Source organism: Limnothrix sp. HT2024 (assembly GCF_059138625.1).
The window spans coordinates 357,072-383,722 of record NZ_CM181121.1 but is presented as its reverse complement, the minus strand read 5'-3'; the positions used below and the strand labels follow the sequence as shown (position 1 = coordinate 383,722).

The following is a 26,651-nucleotide window of genomic DNA, read 5'->3' as shown; positions in this document are numbered from 1 at the left end:
TTAACGGCGCTCACTCAAAAAGGCGACACATTCCACATGGGGCGTTTGGGGGAAAAAGTCCGCTGGCTGCACCCGATCGAGCTGATATTGTCCCTGTTCACAGAGCAGCTTCAAATCTCGGGCCAGGGTGGCCGGTTTGCAGCTCATGTAAACAATCCGTGCCGGGGCGATCGCCCGCAAGGCTTCAATCACGCCCGGCTCACAACCTTTTCGAGGCGGATCCAGCAACACCACGTCCGGTTGCAGTCCCAATTGGGGCAGCAGATCCGCCACTTTCCCCACCTGAAATTCAACATTGGTGAGCTGGTTGCGTTCGGCGTTGTGGCGGGCTTGGGTGACGGCTTCCGCTTGGGCTTCCATCCCGATCGCCCGGCCGGCCCGCTGGGCCAAGGGCAGGGTCAGGGTTCCCACGCCGCAATAGGCATCCACCAAAATTTCCCGGCCGGTCAGGGCCAGTTGTTGGTGCATGGTTTTCAGCAGCTCTTCGGTTTGGTCGGTGTTCACCTGAAAGAAGGTTTCCGGGCGAATTTCAAACACCAATCCATTCAGGTGTTCCTCCAGGGCCGGCCGCCCCAGAACGCAGCGGGTTTCGGGCCCAAAAATCACGTTGTTGCGCTGGGGTTGCTGGTTCACACAGACCCCCACCAACTGCGGAAATTGCTCGCGCCACAGTTCCGCCTGGGTGACCAGACCGGGCAGCGCTTCCCAGTCGCGCACCACCAGGGTGAGGAGCATTTCGCCCGTGCGCCGCCCAATCCGTAAGGCCAGGTGACGCACCGTGCCCGTGTGGGTGGTTTCGTCGTAGGGTTCCCAACCGCTGGCGGTCAAGTCCTGTTTCACCTGTCGCAGCAGGGGATCGAGTCGATCGTCCTGCACGGGACATTGGTTCAGGTTCACGATTTTGTGGCTGCCCTTTTGGTAATAGCCCGCACGGATTTGATCATCGGGGCCGGGAGCCACGGGATAGGTGGCTTTGTTGCGGTAGGCCAAGGGGGCCGCGGCGGCCAAAATGGGCAAAACGGGCGGTTCTTCAAAGCCGCCAAGCCGGGTGAGGGCCTGTTCCACCTGTCGCTGTTTGGCCAGCAGTTGGGATCCATAGGCCACATGCTGCCATTGGCAACCGCCGCACTTGTCCGCCACGATGCAGCCGGGACGCACCCGATCGGGCGAAGGATCCAGAATCGACAAAATTTTGGCTCGGGCAAAGGTGGGCTTTACCTGCAAGAGCCGCACCGATAGGTAGTCGCCCGGGACGGTTTCCGGCACAAACACCACCCGATCGGCCCAACGGCCCACGCCATCCCCCGAGTCGGCCAGGTCGGTAATTTCCAGCTCGATCGCCGCCCCCTGTTTCCATTCCGGTTGGCTCATCTGATTGTCAAGGGTGGTGGTCATGGCTCGATCGGCCTCAATCTCAATAGCGTGCAACGGCGGGCCAATGCGGTTGAGTGGCGTTGTGGGCCCTGGGCCTCCGGTCGATCGTGCTCTTGTACCTTGGCGACGGGAAACCGAACCGGCCCGGCGCAAAGGTGCGGTGATACGATGGAGGCGCGCCACAGCTCGATCGCGTCATGACGCTCGATCGGGCGATCGCCACCGGCCAACTGCATTGGCCCCCATTATCTCGCCTAGTACGCCACCCGATCGCCTGCCATGTTGAAAGCTCTGCTGGGAGACCCCAACGCCCGCAAACTCAAGCGGTTCCAACCCGACGTGGTGGAAGTCAACCTCCTTGAAGAGGACATCGCGAAGCTGTCGGACGACGAACTCAGGGGCAAAACCGCCGAATTTCGCCAAAAACTGGCCCAAGCCCGCAACGACAGCGAACGCAAGGAACTGCTAGACGACATCCTGCCCGAAGCCTTCGCCGTGGTTCGCGAAGCGGGCAAGCGGGTGTTGGGAATGCGCCACTTTGATGTGCAACTCCTGGGCGGCATTGTGCTGCACAACGGGCAAATTGCAGAAATGAAAACCGGGGAAGGGAAAACCCTGGTGGCCACCCTGCCGTCCTATCTGAATGCCCTCACCGGCCGCGGGGTGCATGTGGTGACGGTAAACGATTACTTGGCCCGCCGGGATGCGGAGTGGATGGGCCAGGTGCATCGGTTCCTGGGCCTGTCCGTGGGGCTGATTCAGCAGGGTATGAGTCCCGAAGAGCGCCGCCGGAACTATGCCTGCGACATCACCTACGCCACCAACAGTGAGCTAGGGTTTGATTATCTGCGCGACAACATGGCCACCACCATCAACGAAGTGGTGCAGCGGCCCTTTAACTATTGCGTGATTGACGAAGTGGATTCGGTGCTGGTTGATGAGGCCCGCACCCCGTTGATCATTTCTGGCCAGGTCGATCGCCCCACCGAAAAATATCTGACCGCCGATGAGCTGGTGCGGCAACTGGTGCGCGATGACCACTACGAAGTGGACGAAAAAGCCCGCAACGTGATCATGAGCGATGAGGGGTTCATCGCCGCCGAGCAAATGTTGGGGGTTACGGATCTGTTTGATTCGGAAGATCCCTGGGCCCACTACATCTTCAACGCCCTGAAGGCCAAGGAACTCTACCTGCGGGATGTGAACTACATCGTGCGGGCCGGGGAAGTGGTGATTGTGGATGAATTCACCGGGCGGGTGATGCCGGGTCGCCGCTGGAGCGACGGCTTGCACCAGGCGATCGAAGCCAAGGAGCGGGTGGAAATCCAAAACGAAACCCAAACCCTCGCCTCCATCACCTACCAAAACTTCTTCCTGCTCTATCCCAAACTGGCGGGCATGACCGGCACAGCCAAAACCGAAGAGGCCGAGTTTGAGAAGATCTACAACCTGGAAGTGACGATCATTCCCACCAACCGCACCAACTCGCGGAAGAACTACTCGGATGTGGTTTACAAAACCGAGGTGGCCAAGTGGAAGGCCGTGGCCGAAGAGTGCTTGGAAATGCACGAAATGGGTCGTCCCGTGTTGGTGGGAACCACGAGCGTTGAAAAGTCGGAATTGCTGTCGGAACTGCTGGCGGAGCGCAATATTCCCCACAACCTGCTGAACGCCAAGCCGGAAAACGTGGAGCGGGAGTCGGAAATCGTGGCCCAGGCGGGGCGGCGCGGAGCCGTGACGATCGCCACGAACATGGCCGGTCGCGGCACGGACATCATCTTGGGCGGGAACGCGGACTACATGGCCCGGCTGAAGGTGCGGGAATACCTGATGCCCAAGTTGGTGCGCCTAGAAGAAGAGGATGAGTTTGAAGTGATGCAGGTGGCGGGCCTGAGTGGCCGGCAAAAGGCCCAGGGCTTTGGCAACTCGGGCAAAAAGCGGAAGACCTGGCAAGCGGCTCCGGAAATTTTCCCCACCCCGATTACGACCGAGGCGGAAAAGATGCTGAAGGATGCGGTGACCTTTGCGGTCAAGACCTATGGCGAGCGATCGCTCCCGGAGCTAGAAGCCGAGGAACTATTGGCGATCGCCTCGGAAAAGGCCCCCACCGATAATGAGGTGGTGCAAGGCCTGCGGGAAGCCTACAACCAAATTCGCCGGGAATATGAGGCTTTCACCGACAGCGAACATGAAGAGGTGATCCAACTGGGTGGCCTGCATGTGATCGGAACGGAGCGCCACGAATCGCGCCGGATTGATAACCAGTTGCGCGGGCGGGCCGGTCGCCAGGGTGACCCCGGTTCCACTCGGTTTTTCCTGAGCTTGGAAGATAACCTGCTGCGGATCTTTGGGGGCGATCGGGTGGCTGGCCTGATGCAAATGTTCCGTGTGGAAGAGGACATGCCGATCGAGTCGGGAATGCTGACCCGATCGCTCGAAGGGGCCCAACGGAAGGTCGAAACCTATTACTACGACATCCGGAAGCAGGTTTTTGAATACGACGAGGTGATGAATAACCAACGTCGCGCCATCTATGCCGAGCGTCGCCGCGTCCTCGAAGGGGAAGACCTGAAAGAGCGGGTGATTGAATATGCCGAGCGGACAATGTTCGACATTGTGGATGCCTATGTGAACCCCGATTTGCCAGCGGAGGAATGGAATCTGGAGAAGATGGTGGACAAGGTAAAAGAATTTGTCAGCACCATCCAAGACCTGACTCCCCAACAGATTGAGGATTTCAACCCCACGGAAATCAAGACCTTCTTGGCGGAACAGGTGCGGATTGCCTACGACATCAAGGAAGGGCAAATCGACAGCCTGCGCCCCGGCTTGATGCGGGACGCGGAACGCTATTTCATCCTTCAGCAAATTGACACCCTCTGGCGCGAGCACCTGCAACAGATGGATGCATTGCGAGAAACAGTGGGTCTGCGCGGCTATGGCCAGAAGGATCCGCTGGTGGAATACAAGAGCGAAGGCTATGAACTCTTCTTGGACATGATGACCAACATGCGCCGGAACGTGGTTTATTCCCTGTTCCAATTCCAACCGCAAGTCCAGGAGCGCGAACCGGAAACGGTTTAGGGCAGATTTCGACAGCCCCAGAGGATATCTGAGGAGTCGCTTGGGGCGCTTGCAAAACACCAGTCGTTGTTTAGGCAAGGGGCTTAAGCCCCTTGTCTGTGTTGATCGCTTGTCTGTGTTGATCGCTTGTCTGTGTTGATCAATCGAGATTCACAAGGTTGCCGTTTTGGCTGTGCAGATATCCTCTCAAGGCGACTGATCAAGGTCGATCGAGAGCTGCGCGATCTCGGGTGGGGGCGGAACCACCTTCACCTCCAACCAACCATCGGCCAACTGAATTCGGAGCCGATCGCCCGGTTGGGTTTGGGCCGCCCGCCGGACGATCGCCCCTTGATCATCGCGCACCAAGCTATAGCCCCGTTGCAACACTTGGTGTGGATCCAGCGATCGGAGGGTCTGGTTCAGGGCCCGTTGCCGTTGCTGTTCCCGATCGAGCCGGTGTTGCATGGCCATGCCCAACCGCCGCCGAAGATCCGTCAACCGCTCCGTTTCCCGCTGCCATTGGCGATCGGGGCGCAGCCGTCCCAACCGTTGCTGGAGCAGATCCACCCGATCGAGTCGATCTTGCAAGTAGCGATCCATGGCTAACTTCAGGCCCAAGGCCTGTTCCGCCCAGCGGTTGCGCAACTCCACCAGGCTCGGCACGGCCCGCTCCGCTGCGGCTGTGGGCGTGTGGGCACACCAGTCCGCCACCCGATCGCAAAGGGACTGATCCCGTTGGTGACCAATGCCGGTGATCACTGGAATCGGACAATCTGCCAGGGTGCGCACCAGTTGCTCATCGTTGAAGCAGGACAAATCCTCCGTGGCCCCGCCGCCCCGGGCCAAAATCAGCAGATCGGCTCGACCATCCACCACCACTTGCGCGATCGCCCGGATCAGACTGATCGGGGCCCGATCGCCCTGCACCAAAGCGGGCACAAACAACACCTGCAAACCGGGATGGCGCTGAAGCAAGGTGCGTTGGATGTCTCCCCAGGCCGCCGCCCGGGGAGACGTGATCACCGCCACGGTTTGGGGAAAAGCGGGCAGGGGCCGACGGAGATCGGGATCAAACAACCCTTCGGCAGCCAGGCGATCGTGCAGTTGTTGCATTCGCAGGGCCTGCAAACCTGCCCCGGCCGGCAGCAGTTGCCAGGTCACTAGTTTCAGCTCGCCCCGTTTGGGCCAAAGCTGCAATTCTCCCAAGGCGATCACCTGCTGACCCGGTTCGGGCAAGCTCGCCAGTCGATCGACCTGACCTCGCCACACCACACAGCCGATCGCGGCCGTTGCCTCCCGATCGGTCAAGGTGAAATAGATGCCGCTGGGAAACGGCTTGGCACTGGACACCTCCCCAATCACCCAAACCCGATGAAACGCCGGTTCCGCCTCCACGCAATCCTTCAACCACTGGTTGAGGGTGGCCACTGACCAAGGTTCCGTGGCACTGCTGGGGGGCAACTCCGCAGCCCAATCTTCCGCCATGGCCTATGGCTCCTGGGGACGGGCCGCCAAAATCCGCTCCACCAAACCGCTGGTGCTGCTGGGCACTTCAATTTTCACCAGCTCAATGCGGCCACCTCCGGCAAAGACGGCCGGCGCTTCCGGCAAGGTTTCCACCCGATAATCGCCCCCTTTGACATAGATGTCGGGTTGCAACGCTTCGATCAGCGCCGTGGCCGTGGGTTGCTCAAAAATCACCACCGCCGCCACCGCCCGCAGCGCCAACAACACCTCCGCTCGCTGGGCTTGGGGCACGATCGGGCGAGGAGGGAAACCGGGCCGCGCTGGTTTCAAGCCCGCCACCGATTGATCGCTGTTCAATCCCACCACCAACGATCGCCCCAGCGCGTGCGCCGCGTTCAGGTAGCGCACATGGCCCGCATGGAGCAAATCAAAACAGCCATTGGTGAACACCAACGGTCGCCAGCGATCGGGATTCTGGGCGATCGCCCGTTGCAGTCCTGCCAAATCGCTCACCATTGAGGGCAACTCGGATTCTTCCATCAGGCTCGGAGCTACCAGGGCGATCGACTGAGCAGCATTTTCAACGGCTAAGGGGGTGGTCATGGGGAGAATTTCGGGGCTTAATTTCAGGATTTGATCGTTAGGAGATTGTTTGCAAATCAGTGGTTGGAAGTCAGTCGCTTTCAAGCACTTGCAAGCCACCTAACTTTCCTGCTTCACGGCACTTTCATGCCAATCTTTGAGAAGGGCATCGGACAGGGCCGAAAGACCCACAAAAATCACAATCCCCAAGCCCGTCACCAATAACAATGCTGCAAACATTTTCGGAATTTGCAGATTGTAACTGGCAATCAGAATTTGATAGGCAATTCCCGATTTTGCGCCACCGGTTCCGGCCACAAATTCCGCCACCACGGCCCCAATGAGTGACAGGCCACCGCTGATTCGTAAGCCCCCTAAAAAGTAGGGCAACGCGCTGGGTAACCGGAGATAAATTAATCGTTGCCAGGGATTGGTGTTATAGAGCTTGAAGAGATTAGTTAGGTTGCGATCGACGCTGTTTAGCCCCAGGGTGGTGTTAGCGACAACTGGAAAAAAGGCCGCAATCCAGGCACAAAGCACCAATGCACCTAGCGTATTATCCTTGAGCCAAATCACAATCAGCGGCGCGATCGCCACCAAGGGTGTGGTTTGCAAAATCACCGCATAGGGAAACAGGCTTCGTTCAATCCACTTGTTCACCGTAAACAGCACGGAAATCCCTAGGCCAGAAACCGCCGCCGCCAAAAATGCAATGACCGTAATTTGCAGCGTCACCATCAAGGAAGAAAACAGCTCATTCCAGTTTTCAAAAAGGGTTTGCAACACCAAACCAGGCCGAGGGAGTAGATAGGGTGGCAGTCCGGTGATTTGGACAAATAAATCCCAAGCCAACAGAAAAGCCAATCCCACCCCCAAGGGGGCCAACACGTCGGCGGAAAAAACACGTTGAATGAGCGATCGCTTGGGAATTAGGGAAGAACGACTGCGACTCATAGGTTTTAAATTTCGGGAATAATTCAGAAGATTCAGGATCAGGAAGGAATGCTCAAAACCGATCTTTCAGCGGTTTTTCAGCAATTCTCAAGCAGTTTTTAAGGGGTCACTGGGCGGTTCTGGAATAATTTTAGGGAGTTTCCCAGCCATTCAAAACCGGAATTTTGCAATTCAAGCTCAGTCAATGCTCAGTTGATTTTGAGTAAATTTGGGTAAATTGGGGCAAATTCGCAAAATTGACATTTGCACCATTCCCATTGACACCCTTACAAAGGAACCGTCGCACCCATTCCGAGGGCCAAGGCTTCCGCCAATTGATAGCGATATTGACCAAAAGTTGGGGATTGACGAAACGTTTCCGATCGGGGATAGGGTTCGGGAATATCCAGCTCCGTGACGATCCGCCCGGGATTAACCCCCATTACTGCCACCCGCGTTGATAGATAAACCGCTTCATAGATGTTGTGGGTGACAAAAGCGATCGTCCAGCGCTTTTGATGCCACAGGTTCATCACGTCTTCGTTCAGTTTGTTGCGGGTAATTTCATCCAGGGCCCCAAAGGGTTCATCCATCAACAACACCTTGGGTTGGGTGACGATCGCCCGGGCGATCGAAACCCGCATTTTCATCCCGCCGGATAGTTGCCGGGGAAAGGATTTTTCAAACCCCTGTAGCCCCACCAGCTCGATCGCCTCCGCCACACGGTCTTCGCTAGCCGATCGGGAAATTCCCGCCAACTTCAACGGCAACCGAATATTTTCTTGCACTGTCGCCCAAGGCAACAGGGCAGCATCTTGGAACACAAAGGCCAAATTCCGGCGAGCGTCTGGCATCTGCCAAGTCAAATCACCTTGGGTGGGGCTGCTCAGACCCGCAATCAAGCTCAAAATGGTGCTTTTCCCACAACCGGAGGGCCCCACCAAGCTCAAAAACTCACCCTCGTGGATCGTGAGGGATACGTCTTGCAGGGCAACGGTTCCCGTGGAAAAAGCCTTGGTGACGTTGCTCAGGGAAATGGCGGGTTGCAAGGTCGATCGCGCTGGAGGAAGGGTGGAACTCACGGGGCAGGCACTCAAAAACAAACTTCAGCGCTGTTAACCAGCATGGTTGGCTCCTGCTGTTCACCGGAACGCGGCCAACGACCGTTCAGCACGGCTGTTAACCATTGTAGCGGCTTGCTTTGACCCGTCTGGGAAGCGAAGGAGCGCGAATCGGTTCCTCCCGAACCACCCAAACTCCCCTTACCCGGCCGGTGGACGACGGGGCCGCGGTGGGCGCGGGGGCAACTCTTCGTAATCCACCACCACTTCATCGGGCAAATTAGCCCCGTCGAGTTTGACCGTGCGCGAGGGGGTGGGTCTGGGTCTGGGTGTCTTGGAGGCGATCGGTGCTGAATTGTCCGGCTTTGTGGCAGCGGGCGACGGTGAATCCGCCGCTGCATTGGCGGGAGCTACGGGATCCTCACTGGGGGTGGGGGCAGAGGATGGGTTTTCCAGGGCCTGACGATATTTTTTGCGCACGTAAACGGGTTTGGAACCCTCAGCGGCAGGCTCGGGCAAGGGAGCGGGCGATGGTGCAGCTTGGTTCGGGGGCGCACCGTCCGGCGGTTGACGATATTTTTTGCGCACATAAACCGGTTGCCCTGCACTTTGCCCCTCGCTGCCTGTGGTGGTGCTCACCGGAGCGGGCGGCGCGGGAGCGGCGTTGGTCGGGGGTGGCGTTGGGCTGGGCGTTGGTTTGGAGGCTGGGTTGGGTGCTGAGTTGGGTGTTGGGGCCGGACTGCCGGCGGGAGATCGAGAAGCTCGCAGGTTGGCCAATTGGCCCTGGATCTGGAGCCAAAGCACAATCCCCAAACCGGTGAGCGATTGGCGGAAGGCTTGCCAACCGGTCAGGTTAGGCTGGCTGGGGCGAAAGAGATTCAGCAGCCCGGCCCAGCGATCGAACTGAGGCAACGCGGCAATCAGAACTTCATCGAGGCTCGATCGCGCCACTTGTTCGCGCAATACTAAGGTTTGCCACCCTTGCCAGGCGATCAGCCCCACCACCACCCCTTGGCTGAGGAGCACGGCCCCATGCAGTTGACCACTGCAAACCCACAACACGAGGGCATAAAACAGGCCAAAGCTGCTCCAAATCACGTCACTACGCCGTGACAGGATCGGAAACCGCAGGGCGATCGCGTAGAGCAACAGGCTCCCGAGCGCCACTAAAATCGCCAATCCATACGCCAACATCCCGTCTTTATTCCCCCGTGGATCACGCTAGAAACGATCGCTTTCTTGGGCCGGAACCACGCCGGGCTGATTCAAGAACAGGTTCCCCGCCGAATCGTTTTGATAAACACAGTCCACTCGGGGCTTGCTGTCAATGCTGCCGGTGAACGCAAAGGTGTTCATCCGGTTTTTGCATTCGGAAACCTGCTTATCTGTCACCACGCCCCGTTGTTGCAGCACGGCCCAGTTGTTGCTGCGCATGACGCAACCGGGTTGCATTTCCGGCTGGGACACGTAAACACTGAAGGGGCTGAGGGTCACGAAAATGCGCGCATTCATGGAAATGGCGCTGGCTCCAAATTGGGCGCAGAGTTCCGGATTGGGAGCCGCCCGATCGATAAATTCCCGCGAAGCCACGTTTTGCGGATCAACACTGGCCGAAGAGCTGAACCCAATGCCCACGCCCATCCCCAGGATGAACACGCCGGCCAAAATCGCCACCACCGTGTAGTTAAAGCCTTTTTTCTTGGGTGGTTCGGGCGATCGCCCTTCCGATCGCGGTTCGCGTTCCACGTCGCGCCCGGCTGACTCGCGAGCGCTTCCCCGATAATCACTGCGATAACTGTCGCGATCGCGGTAGGGATCGCGGGCGGGTTGCCGTTTGCGGTTCATAGCCAATGGTTAATCACCGATAGGAATTTACTGATAATCAATCTGAATCTCAGTCTAGATTGATCCAGTCTGGATTGATGCATGGTTTGTCTATTTCATGGGGCCCCGATCGGGATCCCCAACCCTAAAATTTCAATGAGTCTGGTATCTTGCAATCGATCGCTTGCCTACGAAAAAGCGCCCCACCGATGGGACGCTCGTGTGCAGAGGAGCGATAGTCGATCGTTTTGATGAGTCACATGCGAGTCTAACATGGGAGCCAGACCCCTCTGGGCCGGGATGGTTAACCGGTTTGGGGGTTGGGTTAGGTTGCCTATTTGGTGATCGTCATCAGATGGGATCGCAGATCCAAAAGCTTTTGCCAGGCCAATCCTTGATCCAAAATTGTGGCCGCTTGGGCCAAGCCATCCTTCAATGGCGTTGAATCCATGAAGTCAGTAGGGCGATCGGAGCCAGCGCTGTTCAGTCGCCAAAGATAAAAACCCGCATTCCAAATCACACTGGTGCGCCAGGGGTGATCTTGACCATGACTCCCTTGGAACAGGGAACTCAGGTTTTCAGCCCATTCAGCGGCCGTCCCCAAGGGCAGATTGCCTTGGCTATATCCCAAATCCCAGGGATTGAGACAGAGGCGATCGAACCGGCCCGGCTGCCCCAACCCTGTGATCACCGTCCGATCGTGCGGTAAATCGGGACTGCCTTCGAGGCCCTTGACCGTGGTGAAAGACTCAATTTGATGCAGCGCCAAGGCATCACGCATCATCTGTTCCGTGGGCGGATGCACAAACCCCATCACCCGATGTTGGGGCCCTTGGTAGGGCGACCAAAGCAGCTCCAGGGTGGCCAGGGGCGGCCGTTTGCCAATTTCATCGCGGTAGGCCGCCAGGGGCACGGTTTCGGGAAAATGCTTCGGCACATAGCAGTAGGTTAAACCCTGCTCTGCCAAGCACCGTTCCACCTGCTCCCAACTGGCCCGAGTCCAATCCAAACCCAAGGCCTGCCATAGTTCCGTGAGGGTGATGCCATACTTCGTGGCCATGCGATCGCCCCCATGGAACAGCAAGGGAAACCCCGCCGCCGCCAGGATCAACCCCGTGGCAATCCCCAAAGGGGCCGTGCGCGATCGCCCGTCGTAGGGAATTCCAAAGCTGACCAAGGGCCGATCAAGGGCGATCGGCCCGAAGCGCGGCCCCAACTCAGCATAAGCATCCAACATGCCCGCCAACTCTTCCCCCGTGGGCCGCTTAATCCGATGGGCAATCAGAAATGCACCAATTTGGGCTGGGGTGGCCGCCTGGGTCAACATCAGTCGCATGGCTTCGGCGGCCTGCGATCGATCCAAATTTTTGCCTGTGTGGGGCCCGCTGCCGATGGTTTTCAGCAGCTCGCGGAAGACTTTGCTCATGGGAAACGGCGGGTTACTTGCGGGTTATTGAGGACGAGACTCAGGATGATTCGGTGGAGTTTTGCGGGAGAGGCGGTCGGGGCGATCCGGGGCGTATTATCAAGGGCGATCGAGAGATTAGCAAACTCCTTTGGTGGCCGATGTAGCCTGTTGCGTGCTTTTGGCTTAAACCGGACTTGCCCCAACCGGGCCCATCAGCCGCCACCGTCGCCAAAACTGTCCCGATCGGCCCCTTTGTCCCGGAGCCAGGCGCAACCTCACTGTCAGGATGATTAGGGATGGGTGATTGCCTCAAGCGTCTCAGCAGTGATACATTCCGGCTCAATTCCTTTCTCGATCGCGTTCCACGCCGCAGCCTATGCAAGCCCCGATCGCGTCTCCTGTCATGCGCCATAACGCCGTGGTGACTCCATTTCGGCCCAAGCAACCGCAACCCCTCCGCATCATTGCCATGGGCGACAGTGTGATTTATGGCTACGGCGATCTCAGTGGCGGTGGTTGGGTTGAACGGTTGCGCCGCCAGTGGATGGCTCCCGACTCAGCCGGCCATGTGATTTATAACTTGGGTGTTCGGGGCGACAAGGTGGCCCAAGTGAGCGATCGACTGGAGTTGGAATTTCGGAGCCGGGGCGAGTTGCGCAATCGCCTGCCCGATCGCCTGATTCTTTCCGTGGGCACCAATGATTCGCCGCGAGTGGGCCGGGCCGACGGTAAAACCATGACTCCCATTGAAATTTTTGGGCCCCAAGTGGAAGCCTTGCTCGATCGGGCCCAGGGTCTCTGCCCCGTTTTGTTTGTGGGTATGATTCCCGTCAACCCCAGCAAAATGCCTTTTTTAGAGTGTTTGTATTACAACCACGCCGATCAGTACCAACATAAAGAAGTGATCCGTCGGGCCTGTGAGGCGCGGCGGATTCCATTTTTAGACTGTTTTGAATTGTGGCTTGCGCGCGGAGCGTCCTGGGTTGAACAGCGCCTCGGTTCCGATGGCTTGCATCCTAATGATTTGGGCTATGAAAGTCTCCTGGCTGATGTGACCGCATGGCAACCGATCGCCCAACTTGCCGCCATGGACACCAAGCCGATCACCTAGAAAATTTCGCAGATCCCTGAATTTCCGATTACCCCGAGGAAATTGGACAAGTATTTTGAGTCCCTTCCCCAGCGCTAACTATCATGGGGCCAGAAACTTCAATTTCTTGTCTATGTTGCTCTGTAAATTTGGCTCAGTTTCCCGTTCCTGTGCCACGAAAAATCGTGTTTCGATATAGGGCAACTCGATCGTAAAACAACTACCCACATTAACTTCACTGGTCACCCCCACACGACCACCGTGAAGCTCAACAATCCGCTTCACCAGAGCCAAGCCCAGACCCGTCCCCTCATATTTACGATTGAGGGCACTGTCAATTTGCACAAACGGCTGAAAAAGACGCTTAATATCCTCTGGTGCAATCCCAATACCCGTATCAGTGATTGAAATTCGCACAAAATATTTTTGTAATTCTCCATTTTTTTCCGCCTCATTCTCGCCCTCTTTCTTTTGGCAAGTCACTTCTAGGGTGATGCGTCCGCCCTCCGGCGTAAATTTAAAGGCATTATTGAGCAAATTCAACAAAACCTGGCGGATACGACGTTCATCGATATATAAATCTGGCAAATTAGGCGATAGATTAACTTCCAGTTGAATATTCTTTTGTTCGGCTTGGGGCTGAATGAATGCCAAGCTTGATGTGCAAAGTGGCCCGATCGCAACGGTCGTGCAATTTAGCTCCAAAAACTCCGATTCGATCTTGGCAATATCCAAAATATCGTTAATTAAATCCAGAAGATGCGCGCCACTTTTTTCAATATTCTCTAGTGCTTTGCATTGCTGCTTATTAACACTGCCAAAGATGCCCTCTTGCAAAATCTCCGCCACTCCCAAAATTGTGTTTAAGGGAGTGCGGAGTTCGTGGCTCATGGTTGCCAAAAAATTGTCTTTCAGTCGATTTGACTGCGTGAGTTGATTATTGGCTTTTTGTAACCTTTGCAGAAGGCTCTGTTGTTGATTCACCATGCTGAAAAAGACATCGGATAAATGGCTAATTTCATCCTGTGAATGGTTGGCGTTTTCATGATTCTCGATCATGCGATCGCAAACATCTAAAATGGGTTGCAAACGGCGATTTAAAAATCGAATGAATAACCAAACAACCAGCAACAACAGAAATGCTGCAATGATCGTGGCGCTGATAGCTCCCAATAGGGCAGGTTTGGCAATAGCCTCGTAAGGAATAGCCTCCAGCATCACCCATTGAGTTCTGGGAACTGTTTGATAAACCCAATAAATCGAATCAGATTCAAAATGTGATTTTTCAATGCCCTGATTGACTCGGGAAAGAATTTGTTCCCAAACAGGTTTTAGGGATGGAATGGATGAAACATTAGCCAATTGGGCAGCCTTACGAGGATCAAGAGAATAGCTCAAGAGTTGCCCATTTTTTGTGATTAGAGCATAATAGCCATTGTTATTGAACGAAAGATCATCTTGACTTAAATTAAGATCGCCAGCATCAATGTCTTTATTAAGATCATCAATATTAATATCTCCGTTCATTACAGCAATTAGCTGACCTTTTTGATTTCGGATCGTTCCTGAAAAGGTCATGAGTGGAATGGGATAATTATCATTCATATAAGGCTTTGACCAAAGGTAGCGATCGGCCTTAACCGCGTCTCTGAAGTATTGCAGTTTTGGATACTGATCGACTTCCCATAGATCAACCAATGTAAATCTAGGATCTTGAGTAAGAGTAACCCCGCGATCGGGAATAGATTCTTCAACATAGGGGCCAAACCACTCGCGATCGACCAAGCCCTTGGGGAACTGCATCACCCCAAATCCGGTGATCAGTTTAGGACGAGCTGACATAAATGAAAGTACTAATTTCTCGTAGGCCTCGGGCGATCGCACACCACTATCGTGCAAGAAAATCGTTGCGGAAACCAAACTTTTTAAAAAAGTTTCACCACTGAGCAGCTCCGCATCGAGATGCCGAACCTTATTATCCGTTTCCGAAGTTAGTTGCAAAATCCGAACGGATTTCAGCTCACTATAAAATAAATACCCTAAGCTGCCGAGACCAATGGAGGCGGCAGAAATCACCGCCACAAACAAGCGAGTGCCGATCGAACGAAGTCCAAATTTCATTGATTTAGCCGGAACAGTTAGACCGTTTTGGGTTGAATGGCTTGTCATTGCTTAGCCCAGTAGCCTCAGTGGCGGACTGTTCAAAGTATAAAGAAGCACCTCTTTAACTAAAGAAAACCTAGTCTGAAACGCTGGCTCAAGCATGTGGCAAAATCACGAGGTATAAAAACATAATTGAATCCTAAATTTATGGATGCCAAATTTTTAAATTCGACTGAGAAAGATACAACAAATCTAACAGGAGTTAATATTTTTGCCCACGATCAATTAACTGTTGAATGACCTAATCAACAGCTCATCGGCAGCCCGCCCTTGGTCGCCCGACCAATACCCACAGCCCTCGTCCGCTGACGCTGGACAGCGGATTCATTCTGGGGTGTTTCGTGTCATGCTTTTCCGACCGTTCCCGCTCAGCCCTCGTCCTCAGCGTCTTTAGGAGCCAGCGCCCCGATCGCCCGGCCCAAATAGGCCTCAACAAAGGCCCGCGCCGCCTTTGGGTTCAACTGCTCCAGCGCATCCACGATCGCCGGAATCGATTCCGCCGTTGGGTCGCGCGTTTCTGCGAACCAATGGCTAATAGTGGCGCGATTGATGCCCATCGCCACCGCTAAGCGATTTTGGGCGATGTTGTATTGCTGCAACCGAATCATCCTCGTGGGTCAAAGCGAGTGGGTCGATCGCTTGGTCAAGAGCCGCTACGTAACTGGTGTTTAGCATTATTGTTTTGAAGCTCTCGATTTTTGTACTGCTGGTGCTTATCAATTAGCTTGCTCTTCTTGAAATGGGCTTGCGTACCACTGTAAGTACCATTGTTCTGGATCCTCATCATTGGAACAGTCTTCATACTTTGGAATATGAATCTGGTAAGAATCATGAAAAGACAAGTGAAGACTGTTGTCTTCCAAAAATTCGTACCCTGTAAATATGCTTTGATTTAACGGATGAAATAGATTGCACCACTCTTGAAATCTTAGTCTGTAGTCAATATCTTCATAATGTGGGCACAAGTAGGCATCTGCAATCAGTTCTCCATTCTGCATAAATGACCAAGGTGGGTCAATCCAAATGTAACCTTGCCTTTTTAATTTGTCTTTTTTTTCAAATCTGATTTTGATGGAATTACACGCAATTGAATGGTGACAAGTCTTTCCAACAAAATCTCTCAAGATCGATTCATACTTTTGTCGATCACTAGTGATATAGCCCAATTTTCTACCTCATTCTCAATAGTACAGATGTGCTTTCAACCTTTAATCTGAAAGCTATTAACCTTGATCGCTGACAAAGAGTCTATCAAACAAGTCTATAACCTCTTTCTGAAGCAGGAAAACTATTGATTAAATGATTAGATCGCAGTTGCTTGACAACTCTTTCAGCAGAGTGTTGTGCAGCAGTGGCGAAATAATGTCATCAATTATCATACTTTTGTTGTAACGATCACCCTGGAATCGTCACAGCCCTAACCCAACAGCGCGATCGCCTGTTTCACCAGGTTTTCCACCGTCAGACCGTTGAGGCCCATCAAACGTCTTCATCGTAGGCTCTCGCAATCGCGGTGTCGAAACGGCTGGCAAGCTCGCAGAACTCCTGCCCCCAACCACTGCTTACACTGACCTCCTGGATTGGGCCGGTGGGAAGAAACAAAAGCTCAATGTTGGAACGCTTGGGTATGTCGCCAGACTCAATGCGAGAAACAATGCTGTCAATCTCTCGAAGTGCTGCCGGTGCATCCTTCCATGAAGACCAATCAAAGTTGTTGTCGGGCCGCGAGAGGAACTGGCGCGCCTCTCGGAGAACCTCAACTAACTGTTGGTGCTTGGAATTCATAGAGACGTGCGAATGACACCTAACTATTTATTAGACCGCAGCTGCGGGATGACTCTTTCAGCAGAGCGTTGTCAAGCAGTTGCAGTGTAATTTCAGTATGAAGGGTATTATCCCGCAGTTGCGAGATAATACCCCCACTTGTAGAACTTCTACCGCAACGATCGCCCTGGGATCGTCATAGCCCTAGCCCAGAAGTGCGATCGCCCGTTTCACCAGGTTCTCAGCCGTCAGACCGTTCAGGCCCATCAGTTAGCCAGCGGTGGCCGTCGTTTCGCCGCGCTTCCAGGCAAACACATCGCGCAGGGCGATCGGCTCCAGCATGGTGTTAGTCGTCGCCATCACGTTCAATCTCACGCTCAATAATCTCTTTGACAAACTCAGGCAGTTCCTTCTCAACACTGACAGCCCTTTGCTTGAGCCTTTCATAAATCTCAGTGTCATCTCCTTCCCAAAGCAGATCTATTCTTCTGATCTGCCGCATTGCAATATGCTCATAGCTTTCTGGATAAGCCCAGTAGCAAGATAGACAAATAGATTTATCCTTAATGCTGTTCCAGTTTTCGCAATGTTCGCATGACCACGACTTGGCCCGGTTAGCTGAGCCACAAAGTAACATGAAGTTTTCTGGGACTAGATCCGGCTCACCAGCAACTTCAAAAGGGACACGATGATCAATTTGTAATTCGCGTTGATTAACCTCTTCAAGATAAATAAAGCACCTACATCCATATCTGCTAATCAGTGCCTCTTTAATCTGCTTGGATAAACCTGTTCTGCCAGAAAGGCGAGTGAATCTTGTCTTGCTAATATCTCCAAATCGATATGCAGCTATTTTTCTGCCATCGCTTCCAGTAACACGAAAAGTTTCTAATGGGATACCACTTTCTCTGACATCTCTAGCTGCTCTTGGAGGATGGTTATAACCGTAAGTTTCTTTTAATTCCTCAGTTGTAATAAATCCGTGTTGCAAGATGTGGTCAATGACTGCTTTCGGTCTCTTTGCTGTTACAGAACGGCAAAGTTCCAGGAATTCATCGGGTAGCTGCTGTGAATTCTCCATGTGTTTCCAAAAGGGTTAGCTGCTTTGGTTGTTGGTCAATATAGCTAAAACCATAGATTTTAGTATTCATTAAGTTTTTGGATAAACTTGGCGACAAGTACAGCGACTCAATTGTATTTTCCGATTTGCCTAGTAAGGTAGACTGTGAAGATCTGCCAACTTCGATTTCGATTTTTTCAAGGTTTAAGCGCTTAGGAAGAACTTTGCCAAACGCCTTGTCACCCAATTTACCGTCATAACTGATGATAAATGCAGATCCTTTGCAATTTAGCTGTTCAAGCGCTAACACAAAATCATCGAAGTCTATCCCAGACAAATATCTTGAATCTCTATTTCCACATACACCTTGATACGGAGGATCCATATAGATAAAATCACCTTCTTGAATTTGCTCTAATACCTCTCGGTAATCCAAATTAGTAAATTTACATTTGCTTTTGAGCAAACTAGAAACACCGATTATATTTTTTCTCATTGTTTCGGGTCGTGTTCCTTTGCGTCTTTTGTCCGGACTTTGGTTAAACAATCCTTCAGAATTGTAGCGAACCGAACCTTTAACGCACCTTGCTAGTAGATAAAGAAGTAGTTTTGGATCGTTGGTCTCATTGAATTTTGATCTGACTTCAAAGTAATGGTCTACAGAATTGGGATGTTGTTTATTCCATAGCTCTAAGTAAAAATCGGCTATTTCGTCTGGTTTTTCTACAGCTAGTTCTAGGAGCTTGATGAGCGGATGGTTCAGATCGTTTAACCAAAAACTCTGGGTGATTTGACTTGCGGACGTAGCAACACTAATTGCAGCAGTTCCAGCAAAAGGCTCTACTAGCCTATTGATTTTTTTTGGAAAGAACTGGAGGATGTGCTTTGCTAGCTTCCTTTTGCTGCCTTGATATTGAATGAAGTGGGGTAGGTTTGCCATCGTCATACAAGGACAAATGATCTTACAGCGGCTGATTAGGATAGTTCGAGCTTATCGCTTAATTCAAGCATTTTTTCAAGGGCGATCGAAGTGGTGAGGCTGGAGTCTAAGACGACTAACAATTCATTCGGCTGCAATGATCGCCCGTTTCATCAGGTTCTCAGCCGTCAGACCGTTCAGACCCATCATTCGCGTCGATATCGTCAAAGATACTGCGCGTGCTTTGCGGCCTTTCTTGCGCTTCGACTTGTCCCAATTTTCGAGGGGATCTCTCGGGTTCCTCTAACGTATTTTCGTTAATCCATTCGTTCGTACGCTGTATTTCACGATCGATTACTTTGGCTGCACTCTCGTCATCGCCGAATCGCTTCTTGAGAGAGTCAAGTAGATCGAGAAACCGCTGCATATACTCTTCGGGCGGCTCGCCTGAAGGATGGTTGAATTCCCAATCACGCCGGACATTGCCAAGCTGCGGCAGAAGTTCTGTTCGCACCCTTCTCACCAAGTCCTCGAATTCACGATCGGTGAAAAGGCTTCGGATTTCATCGTCTTCTAGAGCGTCCGTGTCATCCCCCTCAACAGCGTAATTGCTCACCGTCTCAACGAACTTCTTCCTCTTCTCCTCCGGCAGGAGCCCGACTTCATGGAGGCGCTGTGCTAGGCGCACCTCTGGTACGGCATCGAGGAACAGTCCGGGTTCGGCGACTTGGTCGAGCAAGCCGGGATTGCCCTGTAGATACAACGATAGGAACTCCTTGGAGCAACGACGAGCGAGAAATCTTTGTAAGTCTCGCTTCGCGCCCCATGTCGATAGCCAGTCGGACTTATACGACTTGCTTCGCGACATTTCCTCAAGTTTAGCGAGCATCTGTGGAAACAATGACTTCGGCACTACGACCGCTTTTTCGATGCCGACATCGCCGCAAGTCACTTGATCGACCAGGCGCTCAGGCGCGCTGCCCTCCATGTAGATGCCAAGGTGCTCTGGACTCTGAACCAGAATTGCCGCGTACGCATCGCCGATAGTTGGATGCTTGAACTGCCAGACATATTCGCCGCTTGCGTGAGAGAGCAGAACAAGACTACCCTTCATGGCATCGAGCGCAGCGACGCATCCGCCCAGATCGCTACCGAGACGCTCAAGAGCCTGTGTCTCTGAGGGTCGGAGTTGGATCGGACTTTCCAGACGGCTATTGCGCATGTAGACCAGTGCGAGAGCCGCCTTACTGTCGGCATCGAGGCCCTGAAGCACCTCCTGGAGAAGTTGCTCGCACCTCTCGACGAACTGACTGATGTGATACTTATTGATGAACAAGTCCTTCGTGAAAAGTGGATCGCCCATACGTCGCGCCGTTTCTGGGATGAAACGTGGATGGCTCGCGACATCCTCAAGGTAAGGCTTGATCTCGGTTCGGAAGGAGCGTGGCTGTCTTCCAAGCTTGAGATGGTTGTACAAGATCTGGCGTTTTTCTTCGGCGGACAGGTCTTGAACATCGATCACGACTTGGCTCTCCTTAAGCAACGGAAACGCACTCTCCTTCAGGTCTTTGCGCGCACGGTTGTAAATGTAGTCGCGGGAGGTCATGACGATCTTCGCCCCTCGGCGGAGCATCGGTCGGATTTGCGGCAAGATGTGATTCCAGCGGTGGACTAGGAAATCCTCGTACTGGGTCACTCCGAAAGCGTCGTCCAGCCAGAAGAACTGCGACGGCTCATTCGGATTCCAGTGCTCAGTGACCTTGCCGGGATCGTCGAGCTTGAGCGGCGAGGCGTTCCACTGGTCGAGTGCCGCCATTGCCAGCAGGGATGCGATGGTCGTCTTGCCGGCAGCAGCCTCACCGATGAGCAACACGAAACTATGATTGCTGATCGCGTCGACGGCTTTCCTGTAGGCATCGGTGACGACGACCTTGGCGAGATCCTCGCGCATCGATTCAAGGATAGTTCGAGCCTGGATGTAGGCGCGCTCGTCGAGAATCTGGCTTAAGTCTCCTAGTCCGTACACTCGCGGGACGAGCATACGGAGGTGCTTGTTCTCAAGAATTTGCTGGTTTATCCAGGTGGAACCGAACGTCTCGACGTGCTTCACCCCGGCACCCTTGAAGAGGGCCTTGATCTTTGCGTTTCCAGTACCGGATACACCTGCGTTCGTCATGAGTACGTAGGAGTCGCAAAGTCCCTGCCCGACAAGCTTCTTGACCTTTTCGACTTCGTCCGACAGATCGGATGTTCTCAGGACGTAGTTGATCCTGCTGGTGAACTTGCACTGGATTACGAAAGCGCCGCTAAGGCTTTCCCGTCCCGTGGCGCTCCACGTGCCCGTGAATGCACCATCCCTCCCGCCATCGCCCGAATCGAGAAACGACTCCACTGTCTGTCCCAGGATCGCCCTTGTGATTGTCAGACATAGTCGCTGAAAATCGTTCCAGCCAAGGTTGTGTAGCGCGAACATGTCATCTACCAAATATGCAAGTGACGCGGAGTTCACTTTTGAATGGGGCTTGCTAGGAAAAACTCGCGCCTTTGCTACAAACGACGTAACTCCGGTACAAAGAAAGGGTATTACCCCGCAGTTGCGAGATAATACCCCCACCTATAGAACTTCTACCGCAACGATCGCCCTGGAAGCGTCACAGCCCTAACCCAACAGCGCGATCGCCCGTTTCACCAGGTTCTCCGCCGTCAGACCGTTCAGGCCCATCAGTTGGCCAGCGGTGGCCGTCGTTTCGCCGCGCTTCCAGGCGAACACATCGCGCGGGGCCGTGCTGCGCAGGACGATCGGCTCCAGCATCGCACTCGTACCGCCGGTCACACCCAACAACGCATCACCACCAAACAGGCGATCGAACGTCGCATCATCCACAAAGTGCGCATCCGGCTCCGAGCACATCTCCACGGCCACATCGGTCGATCGGTAGAGGCGACGGGGGCTAATCACCGACACGATCCGCGAACCGATCCCCTGGGCCGCCAGTTGTTCAGCGGCCGCCAGCGCCGGAGTCAGGGTCATGTCACCAATCACCGCCAAGACCACGGTTTTCTCACCGGGCGTTTCTTGCAGCACAAAACCACCATCCCGCAAGGCTTGGCGCGTTTGCTCAAAGGTCGAAACGATCGGCAGCGGCGACTTGCTGACCGTAATCGTGATCCCCTTGTTCACCTGAGCCAGCGCCCACTCATAGCAAGCCTGGGTGCTGTTGGCATCGCAGGGGAACAGCGGGAAGATGTTGCCGTTGCGCATCATCGCCGCGAAGTAGTTTTCGATTTCCGGGCGTTGGTGCGTCCAGCCGTTGCGGCCCTGCTCCAACGCGCCCGCCGTGAACAGGCAAACCGTGGCGGGCGTGGGGCGGCGCAACTCGGCCATGGCTTGGGTGACGGTTTGCCAAATCGGTAGCCCGTTGATCGCAAAGGATTCGTAGGAACACCAGAGCGATCGCGCCCCAAACAGGGCTTGCCCCACCGCCAACCCGGCGCAGGCATCCTCGTTCAGGGGTTCATACACCTGACCATCGGGCTGTTGGAAATAGATGGGGTCGGTGGTCGGGTGAACGATTTTCAGGCCCACATTGATGTTGTTGATCCCCGAGGCGGCGTTGCCGTCGGCGTTGGTGACGATGAAGTCGGGATCGGCTTGACCCACCTGCACCACCACATCGCCCATGGCCGTGGTCGAAACCTTCTTTTCGCCGGCCGGGAATTCCACCAGGTTCAGCTTGCCCAAATCCGCTAGGGGGCGCACCTTTTCGGTCACGGCCACCTGAGCCGCCGGGCCACCGCCCGATCGCTCAAAGTTCGTCCGCACCAGTTGCCAAGCCTCCGGCGACAGGGCCCGCTCCTTCAGGGCCGCCACAATGTAGTCCCGCTCCAGGTTGTCGCCGGGATAGAGGTTGTGGGACTGAGCACCGCGCTTGTGTACGCCCGCGCCCTTCAGTTGCTTGATGATCAACACCGTCAGCTTGCCGCCCAAGGCCAGTTTCGCGGCTTGGTCGGTGGCTTCCAGCACTGCCTGGGCAAACACCAATCGCTGGGCAAAGGAAAACTGGGTGCTATCGACGTAATCGCCCGGTTGGTTGGCATCGTCGAAGTCCTTGGCATCCAGCAGCACCACTTCTTCAAAGCCATTGCCGCGCCAGTAGGCTTCCATGGCGGCGTTGGATTTGGTGGAGACCATGCTGTGGTGCTCTTGGCTGTAGCCGTTCCAAATCAGAATCGGCAGGAAGTTCGTAGCCTGCGGATAGGCGGTATTGAAGTGGCCAAAGCTGCTCATGATGTAGGGTTCGCCCAGGCCGCCATCCCCGATCGTCACGGGGAAGAGCGTGCCGGGGAACAGCTTGGCCCCGGCCATGGCGAAGTGCTGACCCTGGCCGAGGGGGCCGGCGGGGGCCAGCAGGCCGGGAATTTGCCCCGACAGGTGGCCGAGCAGGCCGTGGGTTTCGCGGAATCGATCGCGCAATTGCTGCACCGTCGTGATGCCCATGGCTTCGAGCGATCGATCCAAGAACACCTGGGAATAGAAACCGGGGGCGTGGTGGCCCACTTCGGTGGTGAAGTTCTTGTAACCGAGCATGATCAGCGCCGCCATCACATCGGCAGAGCTGGCATAGCCGCCGGGGTGGCCCGATTCCTTGCTGGCGGTCATCTGCACGATCAGGTAACGCAGGGCATCGGCCGCCAGGAGAGTTTGGAAGGCCGCCGCTCGATCGCTCGGGCTGGCGATCGCCCCTGTGGTCGCATCCACGGCTGGCGCAGCACCCAGGATGTCAAATTCGGGCCAAGGCGCACCGAAGTATTGAATGCCGTCGCAAAACGCAGGCGTGGTCGTGGGTGCGGGGGTTGTGGCGGTCATGGGCAATTCACCTAGTGGTTCGACTCTCTCGACTGTAAGGCCAGTCTTGAGGCGATATTTTACAACCTTGATGTTGCTAAAGTCTCAGGACGATCAACTCAGGACGATCGAAACCGGCCCCTTAACGACCCGTTGTACTGGGGGCTGGACGATCAGCAGGCGATCGATTGCGGCAGTCTCTCGCTGAATTTGCCGCCCTAGTCCAGACCCAAAACGCCGCGCCCTAACCCATCAACCCTGTTGATAGACTGGGGGCAATTCCCCGATCGAAACTGGTCGCCTATGTTGACCCTGGCGCAATGGACCGTGGCGGAATATCACCAAATGATCGCGGCGGGCCTGTTGGTTGATCGCCGCGTGGAACTGTTGAACGGGCAAATTATTGAAATGTCACCGGAAGGGCCGGAGCATACCTATCGCGGCGAAACCCTGGCGGAGTGGCTGCGCGATCGCCTGCGGGGGCGAGCCTATGTGCGGGAAGCACGACCGATTACCCTAGACCATTCGGAACCGGAGCCGGATATTGCCGTGGTGCGGGGCGATCGATCCCAATTTGTCCAACGACATCCCGGCGCGGCGGATCTGTTTTGGGTGGTGGAAATTGCCCGATCGACCCTGGCCACGGATTTGACCCACAAGCGGGATCTCTACGCGCGGGTGGGAATTCCGGAATATTGGGTGGTGGATTTGGTGAATCGGCGGGTGGTGGTGTTCCGGCAACCGGAAGCGGGCCGCTACAGCCAAGCGGAAACGGTGAGCGATCGCCCGATCGCGCCGCTGGCCTTCCCGGACTGTGCGATCGACCTGACCCAGCTCTTTCAACCGTAGAGTCTGCCGCTTGATGACGCGACAACGCAATCAATTATGTTGACCCTGGCGCGATGGACTGTGGCGGAATATCACCAAATGATTGCGGCGGGCCTGTTGGTCGATCGCCGCGTGGAACTGTTGAACGGGCAAATTATTGAAATGTCACCGGAAGGGCCAGAACACCGCTACCAATGCAGCAGTTTGGGCGATCGGCTGCGGGTGCTGTTGCGCGATCGGGCTTGGATTAGTGAGGCACACCCGATTACGCTGGATGACTCGGAACCGGAGCCGGATTTGGCCATTGTTCGGTTGCCCCAATCGGCCTTTCGCGATCGCCATCCGGGGCCAGCGGATCTGTTTTGGGTGGTGGAAATTGCTCGATCGACCCTAGCCACGGATTTGACCCACAAGCGGGATCTCTACGCGCGGGTGGGAATTCCGGAATATTGGGTGGTGGATTTGGTGAATCGGCGGGTGGTGGTGTTCCGGCAACCGGAGGCGGGCCGCTACAGCCAAGAGGAAATGGTGAGCGATCGCCCGATCGCGCCGCTGGCCTTCCCGGACTGTGCGATCGACCTGGCCCAGCTCTTTCAACCGTAGGAAAATCGGGAGTTTCCTGCGCTATGGGCCGGTGCGAAACGAGGGCAAGGCTTCAAATTGGGCAAACTCAGACTCCAGTTTCCACTGCACCCGGGCGCGATCGTTCTGGGCCAAAAAGCCCTGACACCCGGCCGAAATGGCGGCAACGTTGGGCGAATCTTGGGCACAAGCGGCAGTCACTGTGTCAAAGTTTGACGAATTCCAGAGACTGGCTCCCGAGAGGAAACTATATTCCAAACTATTGCGCGCCAACCGTTTGAGATCGGCATAGCTCAACTGATAGCGCAAGATTGCCAATCCATACTCGTTGCTCAAATCAATGCGAGCAATGCCCTCATCATCGGAAGCCAACGTCATGGGCACACCGGCCGCGAGATATTCGCGGAAGGGATGTTGGTTGCCAGCCACATTCAAAATCACCTCATTGCTGGTGAGGCAAATTTCGACTAACACCCCTCGTTTGCGCATTTCTGCCATCAGTTGAAAGGGGTTGTTTTCATAGAGAATGCTCACTCCATGGCCAATGCGACTGGCCTGAGCCACTTCCACCGCTTGCCGAATATGAAAACGCAGATCATTGGGTGGCACTAAGCCCAGGGTTAGTTCCCCCGCATGAAGGGAAATTTTGACTTCCGGAAACTGCGTTTTTAGAAATTGCAACATCTGCATTTGTTGCTGGTAGTCGCGCAGGGCCACCGGGTTATCTTCTGGGGCAACTAAGTTGATACCCACAACGCGGGAGTTCGCTTTGGCCAACTCAAAGGCATAGACAAATTGGGCAAACACTTCCTCAGGTGCTTTGGTGCGTGTGGTTTGTTGCAAATAGCGCACCGTCACTTCACAGCCCGGTTGGGCCATGGGCGTATCGCAGCGTAAAGTGCTGGCGACCTGGCGTTCAAGATTCGCCACCTCTTGGCTGCCTCGGGTGACCAGCTCCATTAGGCCGCGACCGAGCAACGCGCGCCGCATCTGGGCAAAGTCGCCACTCCAGCCCACGGCCCGCCCCAGTTGACGCACTTCAGCGCCTTGAACGGTCATCAACAGTTCTAAATAGAAAATATGCTGATCAGCGGCGCGATTGGCCACTTCGGCCACCATGTCGTCCTGGCGCGACGGAGTAGAAGAAATCTCCGAAAAGCCGCCAAACGCCTGGAAAAATTGATCATGGCCCGATCGATTGGCAAAGGGCAGATTGCGGGTTGACCACAGATTAATCAGGGCATCGTAGGTGTCAGGACGATTGGGCAACTGCGAGGCGGGAAAATAGCGGCTGTTTTGGCCACAGGCACTCGGTTGAATCAGGGTCAGGGCCTGGGGATCAATGCAGTAGCCATCGGCGGCGGCCCACTCCAGATAACGCTCCGCATAAACGGCCCCGCTCAGGTGCGTATGAATGTCGCCCCCTTTCGGCATTCGCTGCACAAAGGCCCGAATCGCAGGAGGACTGGCGCGGTGCTGCTCCAACCATTGGCTCACTTGGGCTTCGGCATCACGGCGCGATCGCGGGTTTACGGGAGCTTCTTGGGCGGCAACGCTGGAAACAACCAGGCCAGAGCCAAGCAACAGTCCCCATAAAACAGCGAAGGAGGAAAGTTTGGGCATGGAAAACCGGGGGTCGGTGGGGGAATTTGGGTGAACTGTACCGCTAATTTCTGCTCAATCA

General features: G+C 54.8%; 21 protein-coding genes. 4 read left to right on the top strand and 17 right to left on the bottom strand.

Translation table 11 applies throughout. The features are described from left to right. Window positions 1–1,371 carry a 23S rRNA (uracil(1939)-C(5))-methyltransferase RlmD gene (gene rlmD, locus AC2IAX_RS01605; protein ID WP_494390251.1) on the bottom strand — a complete coding sequence of 457 codons (1,371 nt, stop codon included), beginning with the start codon at window positions 1,369–1,371 and terminating at the stop codon, window positions 1–3. 282 nt (window positions 1,372–1,653) lie between these two features. Between rlmD and secA the strand changes: the two genes are divergently transcribed. Then, the gene (secA, locus tag AC2IAX_RS01600) at window positions 1,654–4,458 is read left to right on the top strand and encodes a preprotein translocase subunit SecA (protein WP_494389030.1); all 2,805 of its coding nucleotides are present in this window, start codon (window positions 1,654–1,656) and stop codon (window positions 4,456–4,458) included. Between the two features lie 186 nt (window positions 4,459–4,644). Here the strand turns inward: secA and xseA are convergent, their stop codons facing one another. The 7 genes from xseA to AC2IAX_RS01565 all read right to left on the bottom strand — a co-directional run bounded on the left by xseA (window position 4,645) and on the right by AC2IAX_RS01565 (window position 11,733). Next, window positions 4,645–5,925, bottom strand: a complete 1,281-nt coding sequence (gene xseA / locus AC2IAX_RS01595) for an exodeoxyribonuclease VII large subunit (RefSeq protein ID WP_494389029.1) — start codon at window positions 5,923–5,925, stop codon at window positions 4,645–4,647. A 3-nt stretch (window positions 5,926–5,928) separates the two neighbouring features. Continuing rightward, entirely contained in the window at window positions 5,929–6,423 is a 495-nt protein-coding gene (locus AC2IAX_RS01590) for an adenylyltransferase/cytidyltransferase family protein (RefSeq protein WP_494390250.1), read from the bottom strand. Between the two features lie 186 nt (window positions 6,424–6,609). Next, window positions 6,610–7,443, bottom strand: a complete 834-nt coding sequence (locus tag AC2IAX_RS01585) for an ABC transporter permease (protein ID WP_494389028.1) — start codon at window positions 7,441–7,443, stop codon at window positions 6,610–6,612. 266 nt (window positions 7,444–7,709) lie between these two features. After that, window positions 7,710–8,504, bottom strand: a complete 795-nt coding sequence (locus AC2IAX_RS01580) for an ABC transporter ATP-binding protein (RefSeq protein WP_494389027.1) — start codon at window positions 8,502–8,504, stop codon at window positions 7,710–7,712. Between the two features lie 180 nt (window positions 8,505–8,684). Next, window positions 8,685–9,677: a Ycf66 family protein gene (locus tag AC2IAX_RS01575; protein WP_494389026.1), complete on the bottom strand. Its 993-nt coding sequence runs from the start codon at window positions 9,675–9,677 to the stop codon at window positions 8,685–8,687. Between the two features lie 27 nt (window positions 9,678–9,704). After that, window positions 9,705–10,328 carry a DUF3172 domain-containing protein gene (locus tag AC2IAX_RS01570; protein WP_494389025.1) on the bottom strand — a complete coding sequence of 208 codons (624 nt, stop codon included), beginning with the start codon at window positions 10,326–10,328 and terminating at the stop codon, window positions 9,705–9,707. Between the two features lie 313 nt (window positions 10,329–10,641). Further along, window positions 10,642–11,733 carry an anthranilate phosphoribosyltransferase family protein gene (locus AC2IAX_RS01565; protein WP_494389024.1) on the bottom strand — a complete coding sequence of 364 codons (1,092 nt, stop codon included), beginning with the start codon at window positions 11,731–11,733 and terminating at the stop codon, window positions 10,642–10,644. A gap of 385 nt (window positions 11,734–12,118) precedes the next feature. On the opposite strand from AC2IAX_RS01565, the gene AC2IAX_RS01560 reads away from it, so the two are divergent. Beyond that, entirely contained in the window at window positions 12,119–12,826 is a 708-nt protein-coding gene (locus tag AC2IAX_RS01560; protein ID WP_494390249.1) for a GDSL-type esterase/lipase family protein, read from the top strand. Between the two features lie 81 nt (window positions 12,827–12,907). Here the strand turns inward: AC2IAX_RS01560 and AC2IAX_RS01555 are convergent, their stop codons facing one another. From AC2IAX_RS01555 to AC2IAX_RS01520, 8 genes are all read right to left on the bottom strand, one after another. Continuing rightward, window positions 12,908–14,926: a sensor histidine kinase gene (locus AC2IAX_RS01555; RefSeq protein ID WP_494389023.1), complete on the bottom strand. Its 2,019-nt coding sequence runs from the start codon at window positions 14,924–14,926 to the stop codon at window positions 12,908–12,910. Between the two features lie 410 nt (window positions 14,927–15,336). Next, on the bottom strand, window positions 15,337–15,576 hold the full coding sequence (locus tag AC2IAX_RS01550) for a helix-turn-helix domain-containing protein (protein WP_494389022.1): 240 nt from the start codon (window positions 15,574–15,576) through the stop codon (window positions 15,337–15,339). A gap of 108 nt (window positions 15,577–15,684) precedes the next feature. Beyond that, entirely contained in the window at window positions 15,685–16,134 is a 450-nt protein-coding gene (locus AC2IAX_RS01545; protein WP_494389021.1) for a hypothetical protein, read from the bottom strand. Window positions 16,135–16,447: 313 nt separating this feature from the next. Continuing rightward, window positions 16,448–16,753 carry a hypothetical protein gene (locus tag AC2IAX_RS01540; protein WP_494389020.1) on the bottom strand — a complete coding sequence of 102 codons (306 nt, stop codon included), beginning with the start codon at window positions 16,751–16,753 and terminating at the stop codon, window positions 16,448–16,450. Between the two features lie 325 nt (window positions 16,754–17,078). Next, window positions 17,079–17,813: an HNH endonuclease gene (locus AC2IAX_RS01535; RefSeq protein ID WP_494389019.1), complete on the bottom strand. Its 735-nt coding sequence runs from the start codon at window positions 17,811–17,813 to the stop codon at window positions 17,079–17,081. Beyond that, window positions 17,785–18,732 (bottom strand): DNA adenine methylase, encoded by a 948-nt coding sequence (locus tag AC2IAX_RS01530; protein WP_494389018.1) that lies wholly within the window; start codon window positions 18,730–18,732, stop codon window positions 17,785–17,787. Before AC2IAX_RS01530 ends, AC2IAX_RS01535 begins: the two co-directional genes overlap by 29 nt. A gap of 160 nt (window positions 18,733–18,892) precedes the next feature. Continuing rightward, window positions 18,893–21,103, bottom strand: a complete 2,211-nt coding sequence (locus tag AC2IAX_RS01525; RefSeq protein ID WP_494389017.1) for an nSTAND3 domain-containing NTPase — start codon at window positions 21,101–21,103, stop codon at window positions 18,893–18,895. Between the two features lie 267 nt (window positions 21,104–21,370). Further along, window positions 21,371–23,578: a phosphoketolase family protein gene (locus AC2IAX_RS01520; protein ID WP_494389016.1), complete on the bottom strand. Its 2,208-nt coding sequence runs from the start codon at window positions 23,576–23,578 to the stop codon at window positions 21,371–21,373. A gap of 282 nt (window positions 23,579–23,860) precedes the next feature. Between AC2IAX_RS01520 and AC2IAX_RS01515 the strand changes: the two genes are divergently transcribed. Both AC2IAX_RS01515 and AC2IAX_RS01510 read left to right on the top strand, forming a co-directional pair. Further along, window positions 23,861–24,406: a Uma2 family endonuclease gene (locus tag AC2IAX_RS01515; protein WP_494389015.1), complete on the top strand. Its 546-nt coding sequence runs from the start codon at window positions 23,861–23,863 to the stop codon at window positions 24,404–24,406. Between the two features lie 36 nt (window positions 24,407–24,442). Next, complete coding sequence (locus AC2IAX_RS01510) at window positions 24,443–24,988, top strand: Uma2 family endonuclease (protein ID WP_494389014.1); 546 nt, start codon at window positions 24,443–24,445, stop codon at window positions 24,986–24,988. 21 nt (window positions 24,989–25,009) lie between these two features. Here the strand turns inward: AC2IAX_RS01510 and AC2IAX_RS01505 are convergent, their stop codons facing one another. Next, window positions 25,010–26,590 (bottom strand): adenosine deaminase family protein, encoded by a 1,581-nt coding sequence (locus AC2IAX_RS01505; protein WP_494389013.1) that lies wholly within the window; start codon window positions 26,588–26,590, stop codon window positions 25,010–25,012. Window positions 26,591–26,651 lie beyond the last annotated feature (61 nt).